This is a genomic window from Micromonospora sp. WMMD1102, assembly GCF_029626265.1.
Lineage (GTDB): Bacteria > Actinomycetota > Actinomycetes > Mycobacteriales > Micromonosporaceae > Plantactinospora.
This window is the reverse complement of sequence record NZ_JARUBN010000001.1, coordinates 2,367,082-2,383,015: the sequence shown is the minus strand read 5'-3', so window position 1 is coordinate 2,383,015 and position 15,934 is coordinate 2,367,082. Positions and strand designations below refer to the sequence as shown.

General features: G+C 72.5%; 13 protein-coding genes. 9 read left to right on the top strand and 4 right to left on the bottom strand.

Annotation, left to right across the window (positions count from 1 at the left end; translation table 11 throughout):
* The first annotated feature begins 302 nt into the window (after positions 1–302).
* From O7626_RS10665 to O7626_RS10655, 3 genes are all read left to right on the top strand, one after another.
* On the top strand, positions 303–1,352 hold the full coding sequence (locus O7626_RS10665; RefSeq protein ID WP_278060998.1) for a Gfo/Idh/MocA family oxidoreductase: 1,050 nt from the start codon (positions 303–305) through the stop codon (positions 1,350–1,352).
* Between the two features lie 71 nt (positions 1,353–1,423).
* Positions 1,424–2,560, top strand: a complete 1,137-nt coding sequence (locus O7626_RS10660) for a DegT/DnrJ/EryC1/StrS family aminotransferase (RefSeq protein ID WP_278060997.1) — start codon at positions 1,424–1,426, stop codon at positions 2,558–2,560.
* Between the two features lie 103 nt (positions 2,561–2,663).
* Positions 2,664–3,416 carry a class I SAM-dependent methyltransferase gene (locus tag O7626_RS10655; protein ID WP_278060996.1) on the top strand — a complete coding sequence of 251 codons (753 nt, stop codon included), beginning with the start codon at positions 2,664–2,666 and terminating at the stop codon, positions 3,414–3,416.
* A 79-nt stretch (positions 3,417–3,495) separates the two neighbouring features.
* On the opposite strand, the gene O7626_RS10650 is transcribed toward O7626_RS10655, so the two are convergent.
* Positions 3,496–5,550: a glycerophosphodiester phosphodiesterase family protein gene (locus O7626_RS10650; RefSeq protein ID WP_278060995.1), complete on the bottom strand. Its 2,055-nt coding sequence runs from the start codon at positions 5,548–5,550 to the stop codon at positions 3,496–3,498.
* Positions 5,551–5,919: 369 nt separating this feature from the next.
* Between O7626_RS10650 and O7626_RS10645 the strand changes: the two genes are divergently transcribed.
* Genes O7626_RS10645 through O7626_RS10630 form a run of 4 tightly spaced genes read left to right on the top strand, consistent with a single transcriptional unit; the run spans position 5,920 to position 9,805 of the window.
* Positions 5,920–6,405 carry a hypothetical protein gene (locus tag O7626_RS10645; protein WP_278060994.1) on the top strand — a complete coding sequence of 162 codons (486 nt, stop codon included), beginning with the start codon at positions 5,920–5,922 and terminating at the stop codon, positions 6,403–6,405.
* Positions 6,398–7,900: a hypothetical protein gene (locus tag O7626_RS10640; protein ID WP_278060993.1), complete on the top strand. Its 1,503-nt coding sequence runs from the start codon at positions 6,398–6,400 to the stop codon at positions 7,898–7,900. Before O7626_RS10645 ends, O7626_RS10640 begins: the two co-directional genes overlap by 8 nt.
* A complete protein-coding gene (locus tag O7626_RS10635; protein ID WP_278060992.1) occupies positions 7,897–9,315 on the top strand; it encodes a S8 family serine peptidase in 1,419 nt (472 codons plus the stop codon). Before O7626_RS10640 ends, O7626_RS10635 begins: the two co-directional genes overlap by 4 nt.
* A gap of 28 nt (positions 9,316–9,343) precedes the next feature.
* Positions 9,344–9,805: a hypothetical protein gene (locus O7626_RS10630; protein ID WP_278060991.1), complete on the top strand. Its 462-nt coding sequence runs from the start codon at positions 9,344–9,346 to the stop codon at positions 9,803–9,805.
* Positions 9,806–9,844: 39 nt separating this feature from the next.
* Here O7626_RS10630 and pgm read toward each other — a convergent pair whose 3' ends face one another.
* The 3 genes from pgm to O7626_RS10615 form a co-directional block, all read right to left on the bottom strand.
* On the bottom strand, positions 9,845–11,509 hold the full coding sequence (pgm, locus tag O7626_RS10625) for a phosphoglucomutase (alpha-D-glucose-1,6-bisphosphate-dependent) (protein ID WP_278060990.1): 1,665 nt from the start codon (positions 11,507–11,509) through the stop codon (positions 9,845–9,847).
* A gap of 119 nt (positions 11,510–11,628) precedes the next feature.
* Complete coding sequence (gene glgC, locus O7626_RS10620; RefSeq protein WP_278060989.1) at positions 11,629–12,861, bottom strand: glucose-1-phosphate adenylyltransferase; 1,233 nt, start codon at positions 12,859–12,861, stop codon at positions 11,629–11,631.
* A 120-nt stretch (positions 12,862–12,981) separates the two neighbouring features.
* Positions 12,982–13,872 carry a LysR family transcriptional regulator ArgP gene (locus tag O7626_RS10615; protein WP_278060988.1) on the bottom strand — a complete coding sequence of 297 codons (891 nt, stop codon included), beginning with the start codon at positions 13,870–13,872 and terminating at the stop codon, positions 12,982–12,984.
* 104 nt (positions 13,873–13,976) lie between these two features.
* On the opposite strand from O7626_RS10615, the gene O7626_RS10610 reads away from it, so the two are divergent.
* Entirely contained in the window at positions 13,977–14,585 is a 609-nt protein-coding gene (locus tag O7626_RS10610) for a LysE/ArgO family amino acid transporter (RefSeq protein ID WP_278066121.1), read from the top strand.
* A 101-nt stretch (positions 14,586–14,686) separates the two neighbouring features.
* Positions 14,687–15,916, top strand: a complete 1,230-nt coding sequence (glgA, locus tag O7626_RS10605; protein ID WP_278060987.1) for a glycogen synthase — start codon at positions 14,687–14,689, stop codon at positions 15,914–15,916.
* Positions 15,917–15,934: the final 18 nt, after the last annotated feature.

Genomic DNA, 15,934 nt, shown 5'->3' with positions numbered 1-15,934 from the left:
GCAGGTAGCGCACCGGAGTCGGGAAGCAGACAGCCGACTGGCGGGTCACCACCGGCACATAGCACGATCCAGGAAATTGCTGCCAGCAATTCCGGGTAGCCGGCTGACGCACAATTCTCGGCCGGTCGGAGCATGTCCGGGAAACCTGGATCCGATCCCGGGTGACAGACCCGGCCGATTCGACGTTCCGGCGGGCAGCACGCCAACAGGAAACATTTTCGTCGCCGCGTGGATGCGGTGGAGTTCGCCGGTGCCCCGGCTTCGGCGCCCCCGGCGACCGTGCGACCCGATGGAGGCGGTACGTGACCGGACAACTGGCCCTGATCGGCTTCGGTTACTGGGGCACAAACCTGGCCCGCAACCTCGACAAGCTGGCCCCCGCACGGTGGCGCTACCTGGTCGACGCCAGTCCGGACCGTCGGCGCGTCGCGGCGGAGCGCTACCCGTACCTGCGGATCGCCGCCGACCTGGACACGGTGCTGGCCGACGACCGGGTCGGTGCGGTCCTGATCGCCACCCCGGCACCGAGCCACGCGCCGCTGGCCCGCCGGGTACTGGCCACCGGCCGGCACGTCTTCGTCGAGAAGCCGCTGGCGATGTCGACCGGCGACGCCGTCGGGCTGGCCGAGACCGCCGACCGGTCCGGCCTGGTGCTGATGGTCGGCCACACCTTCGAGTACGTCCCGGCGGTGCGGCGGATGCACGACTACATTCGCTCCGGCGAGATCGGCGACGTGCTGCACCTGCACTCCCAGCGCCTCAACCTCGGCCGGATCCAGAGCGACCTGCACACCTTCTGGTCCATCGGGCCGCACGACGTCTCCATCGCCAACTACCTGCTCGGGACCACCCCCCGGTGGGTGGCCGCGCAGGGCGGGCGGTACCTGCACGACGGGGTCGAGGACGTGGTCTTCGTGACCGTCGGATATCCCGGAGACGTGGTGGCACACATGCACGTGAGCTGGCTGGATCCGGCGAAGACCCGCCGTACCACAGTGGTCGGCACCCGCCGGATGCTGGTCTACGACGACCTGAACACCGACGCCCGGCTCACCGTCTTCGACAAGGGCGCGGAACCGCTGGAGCCGGACGGGCAGGGCCCGCGGCGATACCGGCTGCGGGACGAGGCGGTGCACGTGCCGACGCTGGACACGGTGGAGCCGCTCGAACGCGAACTGCGGCACTTCCTCGACTGCGTGGACACCGGAGCCCGGCCGTGCACCGACGGCTGGAACGGCGCCCGGGTGGTGGCGGTGCTGGAGGCGGTGGACGCGTCGCTGCGGGCCGGCGGCGCGACAGTACCCGTACCCCTGGTCGCCGCGCCGACCGCCACGGCCGGCCTACCGACCTGATCCCCCGACCCACCCCGAGCTGCCCCGACCCGACTCGTCCTGATCACCGTCGCGAGCACAGGAGCCTGCCAATGTCCCGAATTCCCCTGGTCGACCTGGCCGCCGCGTACGACCGGCACCGGGAGGCGATCGACGCGGCGATCCGTGCCGTCGTCGAGGACACCCGGTTCATCCTCGGTCGCGAGGTCGGCGAGTTCGAGTCGGCGTTCGCCGCCTTCTGCGGCAGCACCCACGCCGTCGGGTTGGCCTCCGGTACCGCCGCCATCCACCTGAGCCTGGCCGCGCTGGGCGTGGGCCCCGGTGACGAGGTGGCCGTGCCGGCGCACACCTTCGTCGCCACCGCCGAACCGGTGAGCTGGCTGGGCGCCCGGCCCCGGTTCGTCGAGGTCGACGCCGAGACCGGCGGAATGGACCCGGACGCTCTGAAGGCGGTCGTCGACCGGGTCCGGGCGGTACTCCCGGTGCACCTCTACGGCCTGCCGGTCGACCTCGATCCGATCGGTGCGCTGGCCGCCGCCGCGGGGGTGCCGGTGGTCGAGGATGCCGCCCAGGCGCACGGTGCCGAGTACCTCCGCGACGACGGTTCGGTGCTGCGGGCCGGCGGCTACGGCCGGATCGGCTGCTTCTCGTTCTATCCCGGCAAGAACCTCGGGGCGTTCGGCGACGCCGGGGCGGTCACCACCGCCGACCCGGTGCTCGCCGAACGGATCCGCCGGCTGGCCAACCACGGACGGACCAGCAAGTACGAGCACCTCACCGTCGGCTACGCGGAACGGATGGACACCCTCCAGGCGGCTGTCCTGGCGGTGAAGCTCCGCACGCTGGCCGAGGACAACCGGCGCCGCCGGGAGCTGGCCGCCGGCTACCGGACCGGGCTGGCCGGGGTCGGCGACCTCGTACTCCCGGTCGAGCCGCCGAACCGGCGCGGGGTGTACCACCTGTTCGTGCTCCGCAGCCGACACCGGGACGGCCTCCGGGAGCACCTGCGCCGGGCCGGCATCGACGCGGGCGTGCACTATCCGATCCCGCTGCACCTGCAACCGGCGTACGCCTCGCTCGGTCACCGTCCCGGAGACCTGCCGGTGACCGAGGCGTGGGCCCGGGAGTGCCTCTCGCTGCCGATCTACCCGGAGCTGACCGACGGGCAGCTGGCGACGGTCCTCGCCCGGGTACGCGACTACTTCGCCAGCACGGCGCACCGAAGCTGACCCGCCGCACCGGCCGTCGAACACGCCCGACCTGCGCATCGTTGCCGGATGTCCGTCACCGGCCGCTCGTCGGAATCGTTGGAGCAGGCAGGAGGGAAGTTTCATGGATCTGGCTGTTCAGCGTGCGGAAACTCGGAAGTCACCCCAGGAGCGGGAGCGGATCGACGATCTGTTCCGGCTGATCCCGGCGGGTGGCGGCCTGGCACTCGACGCCGGCGCCTGGGACGGTCACCTGGCGCGCCGGCTCGCCGAGCACTACGGGCGGGTGATCGCGCTCGACCTCACCGCGCCGACGATCGACCACGAGCGGGTGAGCTGCGTCCAGGGCGACATCACCGCGCTGGACTATCCGGACGACAGTTTCGACCTGGTGCTCTGCACCGAGGTACTGGAACACGTACCGACCGACCGGCTGGCCACCGCCTGCGCCGAACTGGCCCGGGTGACCCGGCGGCACCTGGTCGTCGGAGTGCCGTTCGAGCAGGACCTGCGGCTCGGCCAGACGACCTGTCGCAGCTGCGGCCGGCGCAATCCCCCGTGGGGGCACGTCAACTCGTTCACCATGGACCGGCTGCGTGGCCTCTTCGCCGGGCTGCGGATCGAGGCCACCTCGCTGGTCGGCCAGCGGACCGGCACCAACGCCCTGGCCGCCAAGGTGTTCGACCTCGCGGGCAACCCGTGGGGGACGTACGGGCAGGAGCAGGGCTGCGTGCACTGCGGCGCCAAGCTGGTCGCCCCGGAACGCGGGCTGACGACGAAGGCGCTCATGGCGCTCGGCTCGGCACTCTATTTCCCCGGCGTCTGGCTGCGCGGCTACCAGCCCGGCTGGGTGCACCTGCACCTCGTCAAGGATTAGCCCGGAGCACCGCGTCCGGAGGGAGCGGGTCCGGTCCCGGTTCGACGCCGGACCGGACCCGCCGACTCCGATCACAGGGTCAGCGCAGTCCGTTGCGGATCGCCACCGCCACCAGCCGCTCCGGATAGTCGGTGATGATGCCGTCCACCCCGAGGTCGATCACCCGCTGCATCACCGCCGGGTCGTCCACGGTGTACGGCACCACCTTCAGCCCGTACCGGCGTTGCAGGTCGGCGACCGTCGGGCCGTGGAAGTACGCCGGGTCCTGCCGTAGGTACCAGTCGGCGGACGGCACCGTGCCCTGGGCCGGGTCGTGCACCTGCCAGTTGGCCGAGACCGTGCCGGCGCCGGCCGCCCGGACCAGCCGGCCGAGGTCCCGGTAGCGCCGCCAGTCCAGCCCGGCGGTCCACGGGCTGCGCACCGAGGGGTCGTGGTAGACCGCCCGCAGCGAGCACTCGTCGGCCAGGCTGGCGCACTCGGCCGGGCCGTACTGCCAGACCAGGGCGACGGTCTCGATCCGCCGGTTCAGCTTCCGGGCGTGCGTGATGGTGCGCCAGTCGAAGGACTGGATCGTCACCCGGTCGGTGAAGCCGGCCCGCTCGACCGCCCGGACCAGCTTCGCGGTGAAGCTGCGGTACGGCTCGGTGTCGGCCACCAGCGGACTGAGCTTGGTCTCGACGTTCAGCCGAACGTCCCGGCGCCCGCTGCGGCGCACCAGGTCGAGGACCTCGTCCAGGGTCGGGATCCGGGCACCCGGCACGGCGACCTGATCCGGCAGCTCCGGCAGGGTCTTCGTGCCGCAGTCGACGGTCTTGAGCTGCCTGAGCGTGAGGTCGTGCACCCGCTTGCCGACGTACGGGAACGCCGGGTCGCCCGGCCGGGCCGGTGCGGTGTCGACGCAGTGGCTGCCGTTGACGGTACGGTCGTGCAGCACCACCAGGTGGCCGTCCCGGGTCACCCCGGTGTCCAGTTCGAGTGTGGAGATCGCCGGGTTGGCGAGCGCGTTGGCGAAGGCCGGCAGGGTGTTCTCCGGCCGGGTGGCCCGACCGCCCCGGTGCGCCTCGATGTCGAACGGCGCGGTGTGGCCCTTCGGCAACGCGATCCGGCGCTCCGCCAGCAGGGTACGCAGCCGGTCCGGGTAGTCGGTGATGATGCCGTCCACGCCGTCGTCGAGCAGCTTCGCCATCGTCGGCACGTCGTCGACCGTCCACGGCACCACCTTGATGCCGAAGCGGTGCGCGTGCGCCACCATTTCCCTGGTCACGTACGGCCGGTAGCCCGGGTCGGTGACCGTGCCGTTCTGCGGGAAGCCGTGCACCGGCGAGAAGGCGGTGGCGCCGAAGGTCCTGATCGCCCTGATCGGGTCGCCGTCGAAGTCGTCGATGTCGAGGCCGCCGAGCCACGGCGACGCACCGGGCTGCCCGGTCTGCAGGAAGTCGTAGTTGGTGAGCGCCACCAGCGGCAACCGGGGCTCGACCTGGCGCATCCGCATCAGGGCACCCCAGTCGAAGCTCTGGACCGTGACCTGCCTCAGCAGCCCGGCGGCCCGGATCTCGGCGGCGGTGAGCTGCACGAACTGCTCCCGGGGCGCGGTCTCGGCCGGCGCGCCGGCCTCCACCTTGGTCTCCACGTTGAGCATGACGTCGTCGGCCCGGTAGCGCTTCACGAGCGCGAAGACCTCGCGCAGCAGCGGCATCCGGGCCCCGGGTACGGCGAGCTGCCCCGGCTTGTCCGCCAGCGTCTTCGTACCGCAGTCGAGGGTACGCACCTGGGCCAGGCTCAGCGTGTTGACGTACTTGCCGACGTACGGGTACTCGGGGTCGCCGGGGGTGGCCGGGCCGGTGTCGACACACTTCGTACCGCTGACCCGGCGGTCGTGGGTGACCACCAGCTGCCGGTCCTCGGTCACCTGCACGTCCAGTTCGAGGGTGCTGACCCCGAGCTGGAGCGCGTTGCCGAACGAGGCGAGGCTGTTCTCCACCCGCAGGCCGAGCCCGCCCCGGTGTGCCTGTAGGTCGAAACTCCGCCGGGAGTCGGGTCGGTGGCGCTCGTCCGCCTGGACGCCGGTGGGCGTCCCGGCCAGTACGGCCGCCGTCACCAGCAGCGCGCCGATCAGTTGGCGCCGTCGGGACATTGGTAATCACCTGTTCCAGTGTGGTGCCTCGGGGTCCGTGCGACCGGCCCCGGTGCGGTGTCGAGGGTCGCGCCGGGTCGGACCCGGCGATCCGGCCCAGCATCACGAGGGCCGGCGGCCGGGAGGCGTGCGCCGGGCAACATCAGGGTGAACCGGGGTCGACGGCCGGCGACGGATCGGACGAAGTGGCGGTGATGTCCGGCCTGGTCGTCCCACCTGTCGTCCGCCAACCGGCCGTAGCGCCGCGGGCCGGGCGGACACTGTCCACCTTTCGATCGACGTTGCCTGATTTGACACGCGGCCCGGTGTTGTGTCTCGGCTACAATGAGCCGCGACCACGTCACCCAACCACCACGGGGAGGGGTTCCGATGAACCCGGTTGGTCCAGCGGTCGGCGCGGCGGCCGGTGCGATCGGCGCCGCCGTCGCAGCCGTCATCGGCCAGATCAATGTGGAGATCGACGGCCTGGCGAGCGCGGCCGCCGCGATGCGCGAGGAGCTCAAGGAGGGCTACCGCACCCAGGTGCCGCCGGTGCACGTCGCCATGCAGCAGGGCGCGACGATCGGCGACCAACTCGAAGGCGACGACTGGCTGCACCTCCAGGAGCGCTACGACGAGTGCATCCAGAAGAGCCTGGAGGCTCTGGTCAACCTGGATCTGGGCACCCAGGCGGTGGCGGCGGCGGCCGAGCAGATCGCCACCAACTACCGCGGCTCCGACGCCTTCGCGAACGCCACGGTGAGCGACGTGCACGAGGTCCTGCCGCCGGTCGAGCAGAGTGGACGGCAGGCGGAGGCACGTCCCGCCAGCCCGGCGAGCCCGGCGAGCCCGACAGGAGGCGCCGACAATGGCTGAGGAGTACATCCCGCGCCTGTGGCGGCTGGTCGAGGCGGCGCAGCAGCGGCTCCAGCCGAGCCGGGAGCAGGTCTCCGCCTGGGAGCGGACGTCGAGCATGCTGGGCGGCCACGCCGCCAGGTTGCAGGCCTGCCGCAACCAGCTCGCCACGCTCTGGCCGCCGGAGCAGAACGCGGCCTCGGCGGCGTACATGGCCGAGCTGGACCGGCTGATCGAGGCAAGCCGGCAGACGTCGACGGCGGCGCAGAACAACGCCACCCACATCGGGCACGTGGCGGACGCCATCGAGCAGGCCCGGACCAAGCTGGAGCCGGTCTACCGGGAATACCTGGAGAACCAGCGGAAGCTGGCCGACTACCAGCGGCAGGTCGAGCTGGCCGGCGATGTCGGCGGGACGGTCGGCGGGGCCGCCGCGTCCCGCTTCGGCCTGACCGCACTCGGGCAGAAGGCAGGGGACTTCCTCGGCGAGGGCGCGATGAAGGTGCTCACCGACCCGCCGGTGAGCGACGCCCAGCAGGCAGCGCTTGTCGCCCGGGCCCGGGCCGTGCAGGTGGAGGTGGACGGCGCGGCGCGGGACGGCACCGGCCGGATCCAACCGCCGCCGGAGTATGTTCCGCCACCAATCAACAAAGAAGGCCGCATACGGCATCCTGAAGACGACTCCGACGGAACGATCCGACCGCCGGTCGTCAACCCGCCGCCCCGCCGCCGGGGTGATACCCCGGACGACCGCCCCGGCTACGTCGACGGAACACCGCCGCCGGACATCCACGCTGAGGTGACCCCGGAACAGGTCGGCCCGCCGCCGAGCTATCCAGTCGACGACGGACCGAGTTTGACCGGTGTCGCCCCGCCGACCACCGCTCCGCTGCCCGTGACGCCGGTCCCACCCGGCCCGCCGGTGCCCGCGCCAGGTCCGGTGCCACCGCCGGTCGTTCCGCCGACCATCGGCGTTCCGCCCGGTCTCGGCGGGCCGCCGGGCACCGGCCCGGGACTCGGCACCGGGCCACGCGGCCCCGGCGGACCGGGCAGGGTCGGCCCGCTCGGCGGGGGCCCGACCGGTGGTGTGCCGCCGGGCGGCGTGATCGGTGGCCGGCCCGGTGGTGGCCCTGGCGGAGCACCCGGCGTTGCCGGCGCGCCCCGCTCGGGCGGCGTAACCCGGGGGGTCAATCCGGTGGGCGGGGTGATCGGGCCGCAGGGTGGCCGCCCCGGGGCGGCTGGCGGCGGTCGGCCCGGCACCTCCGGTGGGATCGGCGCCGTACCGGGCGGCGGAAGGTCGGGTGCCCGCCGGCCAGGCGCGGGCGGCGGCACCTCGGGTACGCCGGGTGCGATCGGCGGAGCACGGGGCCGCCGTGATCCGGAGAATCCCGAGCAGAAGAAGTGGGATCCCGACAACCCGTGGGAGGTCGAGCAGGGCGTCGCCCCGGAGATCGAGCCGAACCGGGACGTCGACCGACACGAACCCGGAAGCGGGATCCTCGGGAAGGACCGGTGACGGGAAGCGCCAGGTTCTCCACCCGGCTGTCGCGCTGGTGCGCGGCAGCCGTGTGCGGCCTGCTCGCGGCGCCGCTCGGTGCGCCCGCAGCGCTGGCGGACGCGGCCCGGGACCGGCAGTGGCACCTGCGGGCGCTCGACGTCGCCGACGCGCACCGGATCAGCCAGGGCGCCGGGGTCGTGGTGGCCGTGGTGGACACCGGTGTACGGGCCGATCACAAGGACCTGACCGGCAACATCCTGCCCGGTGTCGACGTGACCGGCGCGGGGACCGACGGGCGGCAGGACACCAACGGTCACGGCACAGCGATGGCAGGACTGATCGCGGGGCACGGGCACGGTCCAGGCAACGCCGACGGCGTGCTCGGGATCGCCCCCGAGGCCAAGATCCTGCCCGTACGCAGCTCGCGGACCAAGGTCGGTGCCGGTGACGATCTGCCGCGAGCGATCCGGGAGGCGGTCCGTCGTAAGGCGAGGGTGCTGTCGCTGTCACTCGCGGCCGGTGCCGGCGAGGCCCTCAAGCAGGCTGTCGAGGAGGCGCAGGCCGCCGACATCATCTTGGTCGCCGCAGTCGGCAACCGTCCGGACGACGCGTTCGTCGCTTATCCGGCGGCCTATCCGGGGGTGCTCGCCGTCGGCGCGAGCGGACGGGACGGCAAGATAGCCCCGATCAGCGTCACCGGCGACAAGGTCGGGCTCGTCGCGCCCGGGGTGGACATCGCCTCCACCAGCCGGACCGGGGCCTACCAGGTAAGCGACGGGACGAGCGACGCCACGGCGATCGTGGCCGGTGCCGCCGCCCTGGTCCGGGCGAAGTATCCGGAACTCTCCGCCGCCGAGGTGATACACCGGCTCACCGCGACCGCCACCGACCGGGGCCCCCGGGGCCACGATCCCGAGTACGGCCACGGCGTGCTCAACCTCGTCGAGGCGCTGACCGCCGACGTCGCGCCGGCCGGGGCGCAGCCCAGCACCCGACCGAGTCCGACGGGAGAGGCGACGTCACCGGGCGTGGCCCTGCCACCGCCCGGTGACGGGTCCACCGGTGTCAAGCTCAGTCCTGCCGCGTACGCCCTGGGTGGGCTCTGCCTGCTTGTGGTGCTGGCCGGTGCCGGTGTGCTCGGCTGGCTGCTGGTGCGCGCCCGCCGCCGTCGAGGCGGCACCGGGCCGCCCCGCTCCGACCATCCGTCGCCGGTAGGTCCCGCCGTTGGCGGGCGACATCCCGGACCGCCACCCGGATATCCGGCAGCGCCGCCGTACTCATCCGACCCCAGGCCAGCACCGCCGTATGCACCCGGTCCTGCGGCGGCACCGCCATACCGGTCCGGGCCTCCGGCAGCGCCGGGTGGGTACCCGTCCGGCTACGGCCCGCCCGGGCAGGCACCGCCCGGACCGGGGTACCCGCCGCCCGGGTAGGCACGATCCTGACGGTACCGTCCTGCGGATGGGACGGGACCAGGCGGCGGAGTGGGCGGAGCAGCGACGGCAGGCGATCGTCGCGCGGGCCGGGGCCGAGCAGCGTCGCCGGGAGGCGGAACAGCAGCAGGCCGGGCAACTCGTCGCCGAGTTCGTCGCCGAGGCCCTGGCGCGAGGACTGCGGCAGACCAGGCTCACCGTGCTCGCCTACAACGGCCGTACCCGCTACCGCACCGGCCTCACCGGCTGGTACCTGGACCTTGCCCGGATCCACGCGGTGGACGCCGCCGGGAACTTCTACCTGCTGACCGTGCCGGCCAGCCTGCGGGCCCGGCTGGCCGGGACGACGCTCCGGCCGCAACCGGCGAAGCTTGTCGTCGGCGAGGGCGGGCCGGACGGCCAGTCGATGCCACTGGGTGCGCTGCTGCGCAGGCGGCTCGACGCCGGGGACGGGTGGCCCGAGACCGGCACACCAGCCGCGACGTCCTGATCCGAAGGGACGGCGCGCACCTCGGGCGCCGGACCGGGGTCAGGCATCCTTCAGGACGTCGGTGATCAGGGCTTGCGCCTCCTCCTGGAGCCGGCTGAGGTGTTCCGGCCCGCGGAACGACTCCGCGTAGATCTTGTAGACGTCCTCGGTGCCGGACGGGCGGGCGGCGAACCAGCCGGACTCGGTGCTGACCTTCAGCCCGCCGATCGCCGCGCCGTTGCCCGGTGCCTCGGTCAGGGTCGCGGTGATCGGTTCACCGACCAGCTCGGTGGCGGTGACCTGGTCCGGGGAGAGCCGCCCGAGCACGGCCTTCTGTTCCCGGTCGGCCGGTGCGTCGATCCGGGCGTACGCGGGCTCGCCGAACCGGGACACCAGGTCGGCGTAGTGCTCGCTCGGGGTACGGCCGGTCACCGCGATGATCTCGGCGGCCAGCAGGCAGAGCAGGATGCCGTCCTTGTCGGTCGTCCAGGTCCGGCCGTCGCGGGCCAGGAAGGACGCCCCGGCGCTCTCCTCGCCGCCGAAGCCGACCGAGCCGTCGAGCAGCCCCGGAACGAACCACTTGAAGCCGACCGGCACCTCCAGCAGCTTCCGGCCGAGGTCCGCGGCGACCCGGTCGATCATCGAGGAGGAGACCAGGGTCTTGCCGACCGCCGCCTCGGCGGACCAGTCGGGCCGGTTGCCGAAGAGGTAGGAGATGGCCACCGCGAGGTAGTGGTTCGGGTTCATCAGGCCGCCGTCGGGGGTGACGATGCCGTGCCGGTCGGCGTCGGCGTCGTTGCCGGTGGCGACCTGGTAGTCGGCCCGCCGGGCAATGAGCGAGGCCATCGCGTGCGGGGACGAGCAGTCCATCCGGATCTTGCCGTCCCAGTCCAGGGTCATGAACCGCCAGGTCGGGTCGACGAGCGGGTTCACCACGGTCAGCTCCAGGCCGTGCCGGTCGGCGATCTCGCCCCAGTACGCCACGCTGGCTCCGCCCAGCGGGTCCGCGCCGATCCGCACCCCGGCGGCACGTACGGCGGCCAGGTCGACCGCCGAGGGCAGGTCGTCGACGTACTCGGCGAGGAAGTCGTACCGGCCGGTGGTGTCGGCGCTGCGGGCCCGGGCGTACGGGACGCGTTTCACCTCGCGCAGGTCGTCGGCCAGCAGCGCGTTCGCCCGGTCCTGGATCCACCTGGTCGCGTCGGTGTCGGCCGGTCCACCGTGCGTCGGGTTGTATTTGAACCCGCCGTCCGACGGCGGGTTGTGCGACGGGGTGATCACGATCCCGTCGGCGAGCCCGCCGCCGCGCCCAGAGTTGTGCCCGCGCCCCGAGTTGTGCCGGAGTACGGCGTGCGACAGTGCCGGGGTCGGGGTGTAGCCGTCCCGGCTGTCGACGAGCACCGTCACCTCATTGGCGGCCAGCACCTCCAGGGCGCTCACCATCGCCGGCCCGGAGAGCGCGTGCGTGTCCCGGGCCAGGAACAGCGGCCCATCGACGCCCTGCTGCCGCCGGTACTCGCAGGTCGCCTGGGTGATGGCCAGGATGTGCCGCTCGTTGAACGCGGCTCGCAGGCTCGACCCGCGGTGCCCGGAGGTGCCGAACGAGACCTGTTGCGCCGGGTCGGCCGGGTCGGGCCGCTCGGCGTAGTACGCGGTGACGAGCCGGGGCACGTCCACCAGGTCGTCGGGCTCGGCGGGCTGGCCGGCGCGGGCGTGTACCGACATCTGACCTCCTACTGGCACGGTGTGGGCACGGGAAACCGGTGCGGCCGGTTGCGGCGGCGGTGGCCGACCGCACGGTGGCGGCCGACCGGGTCACGGGGGGGGCGGTCACGGCGGGCGGGTCAGGGCTCGACGCGCTGCCCCTTGCCGATGACCACGATGCCACGGTCGGAGACCGTGTAGCGCTCACGGTCGCGATCGAGGTCCACGCCGATCTCCACGCCCTCCGGCACCACCACGTTCTTGTCGAGGATGGCGTTGCGGACCACGGCGTGCCGGCCGATCTCCACTCCCTCCATCACCACCGAGCCTTGCACGTGGGCCCAGGAGTGCACCCGGACATTCGGCGAGACGACGGAGTTCTCCACGAGCGCGCCCGAGATCACCACCCCGGGGGAGATCATCGACTCGACCGCCCGGCCGACCCGCTCCTCCAGCCCGTGCACGAACTTGGCCGGCGGCCACGGCGGGTGGTCGGTGTAGATCGGCCACTCGTAGTTGTAGAGGTTGAAGACCGGGTGTACGGCGATCAGGTCCATGTGCGCCTCGTAGAACGAGTCGAGCGTCCCCACGTCCCGCCAGTACGCCCGGTCCCGGTCGGTGCTGCCCGGCACCTCGTTGTCGCGGAAGTCGTAGACGTTCGCCTCGCCCCGTTCGACGAGCATCGGGATGATGCTGCCGCCCATGTCGTGCTTGCTGGCCTTGTCGGCCGCGTCGGTCTCCACCGCCTCGCAGAGCATCTTCGTGCTGAAGACGTAGTTGCCCATCGACGCGTAGATCTCGTCGGGTGCGTCCGGCAGGCCCCTGGCGTCGGTCGGCTTCTCCCGGAAGGCCTGGATCCGCCGGCCGTCCGAGCCGACCTCGATGACGCCGAACTGGTCGGCGCTGGCGAGCGGCTGGCGGATCCCGGCGACTGTCACTCCGGCGCCGGAGGCGATGTGCTGTTCCAGCATCTGCCGGGGGTCCATCCGGTAGATGTGGTCGGCGCCGAAGACGATGACGTAGTCCGGCTGCTCGTCGTTGATCAGGTTGAAGCTCTGGTAGATCGCGTCGGCGGAGCCGGCGAACCACCACGGCCCGCGCCGCTGCTGCGCGGGTACCGGTGTCACGTAGTTGCCGAGCAGGTTCGACATCCGCCAGGTCTTCGTGACGTGCCGGTCCAGCGAGTGCGACTTGTACTGCGTCAGCACGACGATCTTGAGGAACCCGCCGTTGGCCAGGTTGGACAGCACAAAATCGATCATCCGGTACATGCCGCCGAACGGCACGGCCGGCTTGGCCCGGTCGGCGGTCAGGGGCATCAGTCGCTTGCCCTCTCCTCCGGCCAGGACGATGGCGAGGACCTTGGCTGACATGCCCCGACGGTAACGGAGCGGACCGTCTGCCGCACAGGGCTCGTCGGCTTCGTCCCACCAAGATCTTCACCGCCCGGTTCGTCCAACTTCGTCCCATCGCTACCCAGCCCCGGGCGGCGGCTACCGGTCGAGTGCGGCGGCCGCGGCGGCGGCGACGCTGTCGGCCAGGATGCCGAGCGGTCGGGAGTCGAGCCGCCACTGCTGCCAGTAGAGCGGGACCTCGACCACCGCCGCCGGGTCGATCGGCACCACGCTGCCGGCCGGGCACCTGTCGACCTGCTGCGGCGGCAGCATTCCCCAACCGAGCCCGAGCCGGATCGCCTCCGGAAAGTCCCCGGAGGACGGCAGGTAGCTGCGCGGCGGATTCCACTCGCGGCGGGAGCGTCGCCGCAGGTAGCGCTCCTGGAGGTCGTCCCGGCGGTCGAAGACGACCATCGGGGCGCGGGCCAGCGCGTCGAGGGTCGGGCCCTCCGGCAGCCAGGTCCGGACGTACTCCGGGCTGGCCATCGGGCGGTAGGACATCCGGCCGAGCGGACGTACCGAACAGCCCTGCACCGGGCGGGACTCCGAGGTGATCGCCGCCATCGCCGTACCCCGGCGGAGCAGTTCGGCCGAGTGGTCCTGGTCCTCGCGGTAGACGTCGACACAGATCCGCTGGCGGACGGCGTCGGCCAGCGCCGGGAGTACCCAGGTGTTCAGCGAGTCGCTGTTGGCCACGATCGGGATCCGGCTGAACTCCGCCGGGTCCGCCGAGTCCTGTCCCAGTTCGTCGAGCGCGTCGGTGGCGAGCAGCGCCACCTGGCGGGCCAGCCGGAGCACGACCTGCCCCGAGGCCGTCGGGCGGACCGGCCGGCCGCGCTCGACAAGCACCCTGCCGACGGTGCTCTCCAGTGCCTTCATCCGCTGGCTGACCGCCGACGGCGTGACGTGCAGCCGCCGGGCGGCGGCCTCGAACGAGCCGTCGTCCACGACGGCGACGAAGGTGCGCAGCTGCTCGAACTGGAGATCCACATAAGAGATGCTAACGAACCCCCAGAATCTTTAGCTGGAGTGTGGGTCTCCGGTTTTCTAGGGTCGGAGCCGTGATCCTCTCCTCCGCCGCTCCCCACACCGGTCTGGTGCCTGTGCTCGTCGCCGGCTTCGGGGTCGGCCTCTCGCTGATCGTGGCGATCGGCGCCCAGAACGCGTTCGTGCTCCGCCAGGGCGTACGCGCCGAGCACGTACTGCCGATCGTGGCGATCTGCGCCCTCTCGGACGCGCTGCTGATCCTGGCCGGCATCAGCGGGATCGGCGAGGTGGTCGAACGCGCCCCGGTCGCGCTCACCGTGTTCCGCTGGGCCGGCGCCGCCTTCCTGGTCGGCTACGGCCTGCTCGCCGCCCGCCGGGCCTTCGGCACCCAGAGCATGGCGGCCGGCAACGGCACCACCGGCTCGACACTGCGCACGGCGGTACTCACCGTGCTGGCGATGACCTGGCTCAACCCGCAAGTCTACCTGGACACCGTCCTGCTGCTCGGCTCGATCGCCAACACGCACGGCGGGTCCGGGCGCTGGTCGTTCGGGGCCGGTGCCGCGCTGGCCAGTATCGTCTGGTTCACCGCCCTCGGCTACGGAGCCCGGCTGCTCGGCCGGCTCTTCGCCCGCCCGGCCGCCTGGCGGGTACTGGACGCCCTGATCGCCCTCACCATGGTCACCATCGGGGTCAGCCTGGTCCTGCAGACCTGACCCGACGCTCCCCGACGCGAGAGTGGATGACGCCCGACGCCCGGGTGGACCGGGTGGCGCGGAGCGGGCGGAGCGGGGCGGGCTGGGCTAGGGTGCCGGCTGTGACCGAAGACGCGCCCGAAACCCGGCGGCTCCGGGTCGACCTGCTGACCCGGGAGTACCCGCCGGAGGTGTACGGCGGGGCGGGGGTGCACGTCGAGTACCTCGCCCGGGAACTGCGGTCCCGCGCCGACACCCGGGTGCACTGCTTCGGCGCACCGCGCCAGTCCCCGTACGCGGAGTCGGGCGTCACCGCGTACCCGGAACCGGCCGAGCTGGCGCACGCGAACCCGGCGCTGCGCACCATGGGCGTCGACCTGGCGATGGCGGCCGGTACCGCCGGCACCGACGTGCTGCACAGCCACACCTGGTACGCCAACCTCGCCGGCCACGTCGGCAAGCTGCTGCACGGGGTGCCGCACGTGGTGACCGTGCACAGCCTGGAGCCGCTGCGACCGTGGAAGGCCGAGCAGCTCGGCGGCGGCTACGCGCTCTCCTCCTGGTGCGAGCGGACCGCGCTGGAGGCCGCCGACGCGGTGATCGCGGTCTCCGCCGGGATGATGCGGGACCTGCTGACGGCCTATCCGGCGGTGTCGCCGGAGCGGGTCCGGGTGGTGCACAACGGAATCGACACCCACCAGTACTCCCCCGATCCCGGCACCGACGTGCTGGCGCGGCTCGGCGTCGACCCGGACCGGCCCAGCGTGACGTACGTCGGCCGGATCACCCGACAGAAGGGCCTGCCGTACCTGCTCCGGGCCGCCCGCCGGCTGCCGGCGGAAGCCCAGCTGGTGCTGCTGGCCGGCGCACCCGACACCGCCGAGATCGCCGCCGAGGTGGAGGAGCTGGTCGCCGGGTTGCGGGGCAGCCGGGAGGGCGTGGTCTGGGTCGCCGAGATGCTGCCCAAGCCCGAGGTGATCCAGATCCTCAGCCACAGCACCGTCTTCGTCTGCCCGTCGGTCTACGAGCCGATGGGCATCGTCAACCTGGAGGCGATGGCCTGCGAGACGGCGGTGGTGGCGACCGCGACCGGCGGCATCCCCGAGGTGGTCGCGGACGGCACGACCGGCCTGCTGGTGCCGATCGCCCAGGCCGCCGACGGCACCGGCACCCCGCTGGACCCGGATCGCTTCGTCGCCGACCTGGCCGACGCGATCACCGAACTGCTCACCGACCCGGCACGGGCCGTCGAGCTCGGCCGGGCCGGCCGCCGCCGGGCGGTCGAGCACTTCTCCTGGGACGCCATCGCCGACCGCACCATGACCGTCTACCGCGAAGCCGTCGAGAACTAAAAATCGCAGGGACGGCCG

Excerpts from the sequence above, each read along its gene's own strand:
- O7626_RS10660 (WP_278060997.1), top strand. The coding sequence starts at position 1,424 with ATGTCCCGAATTCCCCTGGTCGACCTGGCCGCCGCGTACGACCGGCAC.
- O7626_RS10655 (WP_278060996.1), top strand. The coding sequence starts at position 2,664 with ATGGATCTGGCTGTTCAGCGTGCGGAAACTCGGAAGTCACCCCAGGAG.
- O7626_RS10650 (WP_278060995.1), bottom strand. The coding sequence starts at position 5,550 with ATGTCCCGACGGCGCCAACTGATCGGCGCGCTGCTGGTGACGGCGGCC.
- O7626_RS10645 (WP_278060994.1), top strand. The coding sequence starts at position 5,920 with ATGAACCCGGTTGGTCCAGCGGTCGGCGCGGCGGCCGGTGCGATCGGC.
- O7626_RS10640 (WP_278060993.1), top strand. The coding sequence starts at position 6,398 with ATGGCTGAGGAGTACATCCCGCGCCTGTGGCGGCTGGTCGAGGCGGCG.
- O7626_RS10630 (WP_278060991.1), top strand. The coding sequence starts at position 9,344 with ATGGGACGGGACCAGGCGGCGGAGTGGGCGGAGCAGCGACGGCAGGCG.
- pgm (WP_278060990.1), bottom strand. The coding sequence starts at position 11,509 with ATGTCGGTACACGCCCGCGCCGGCCAGCCCGCCGAGCCCGACGACCTG.
- glgC (WP_278060989.1), bottom strand. The coding sequence starts at position 12,861 with ATGTCAGCCAAGGTCCTCGCCATCGTCCTGGCCGGAGGAGAGGGCAAG.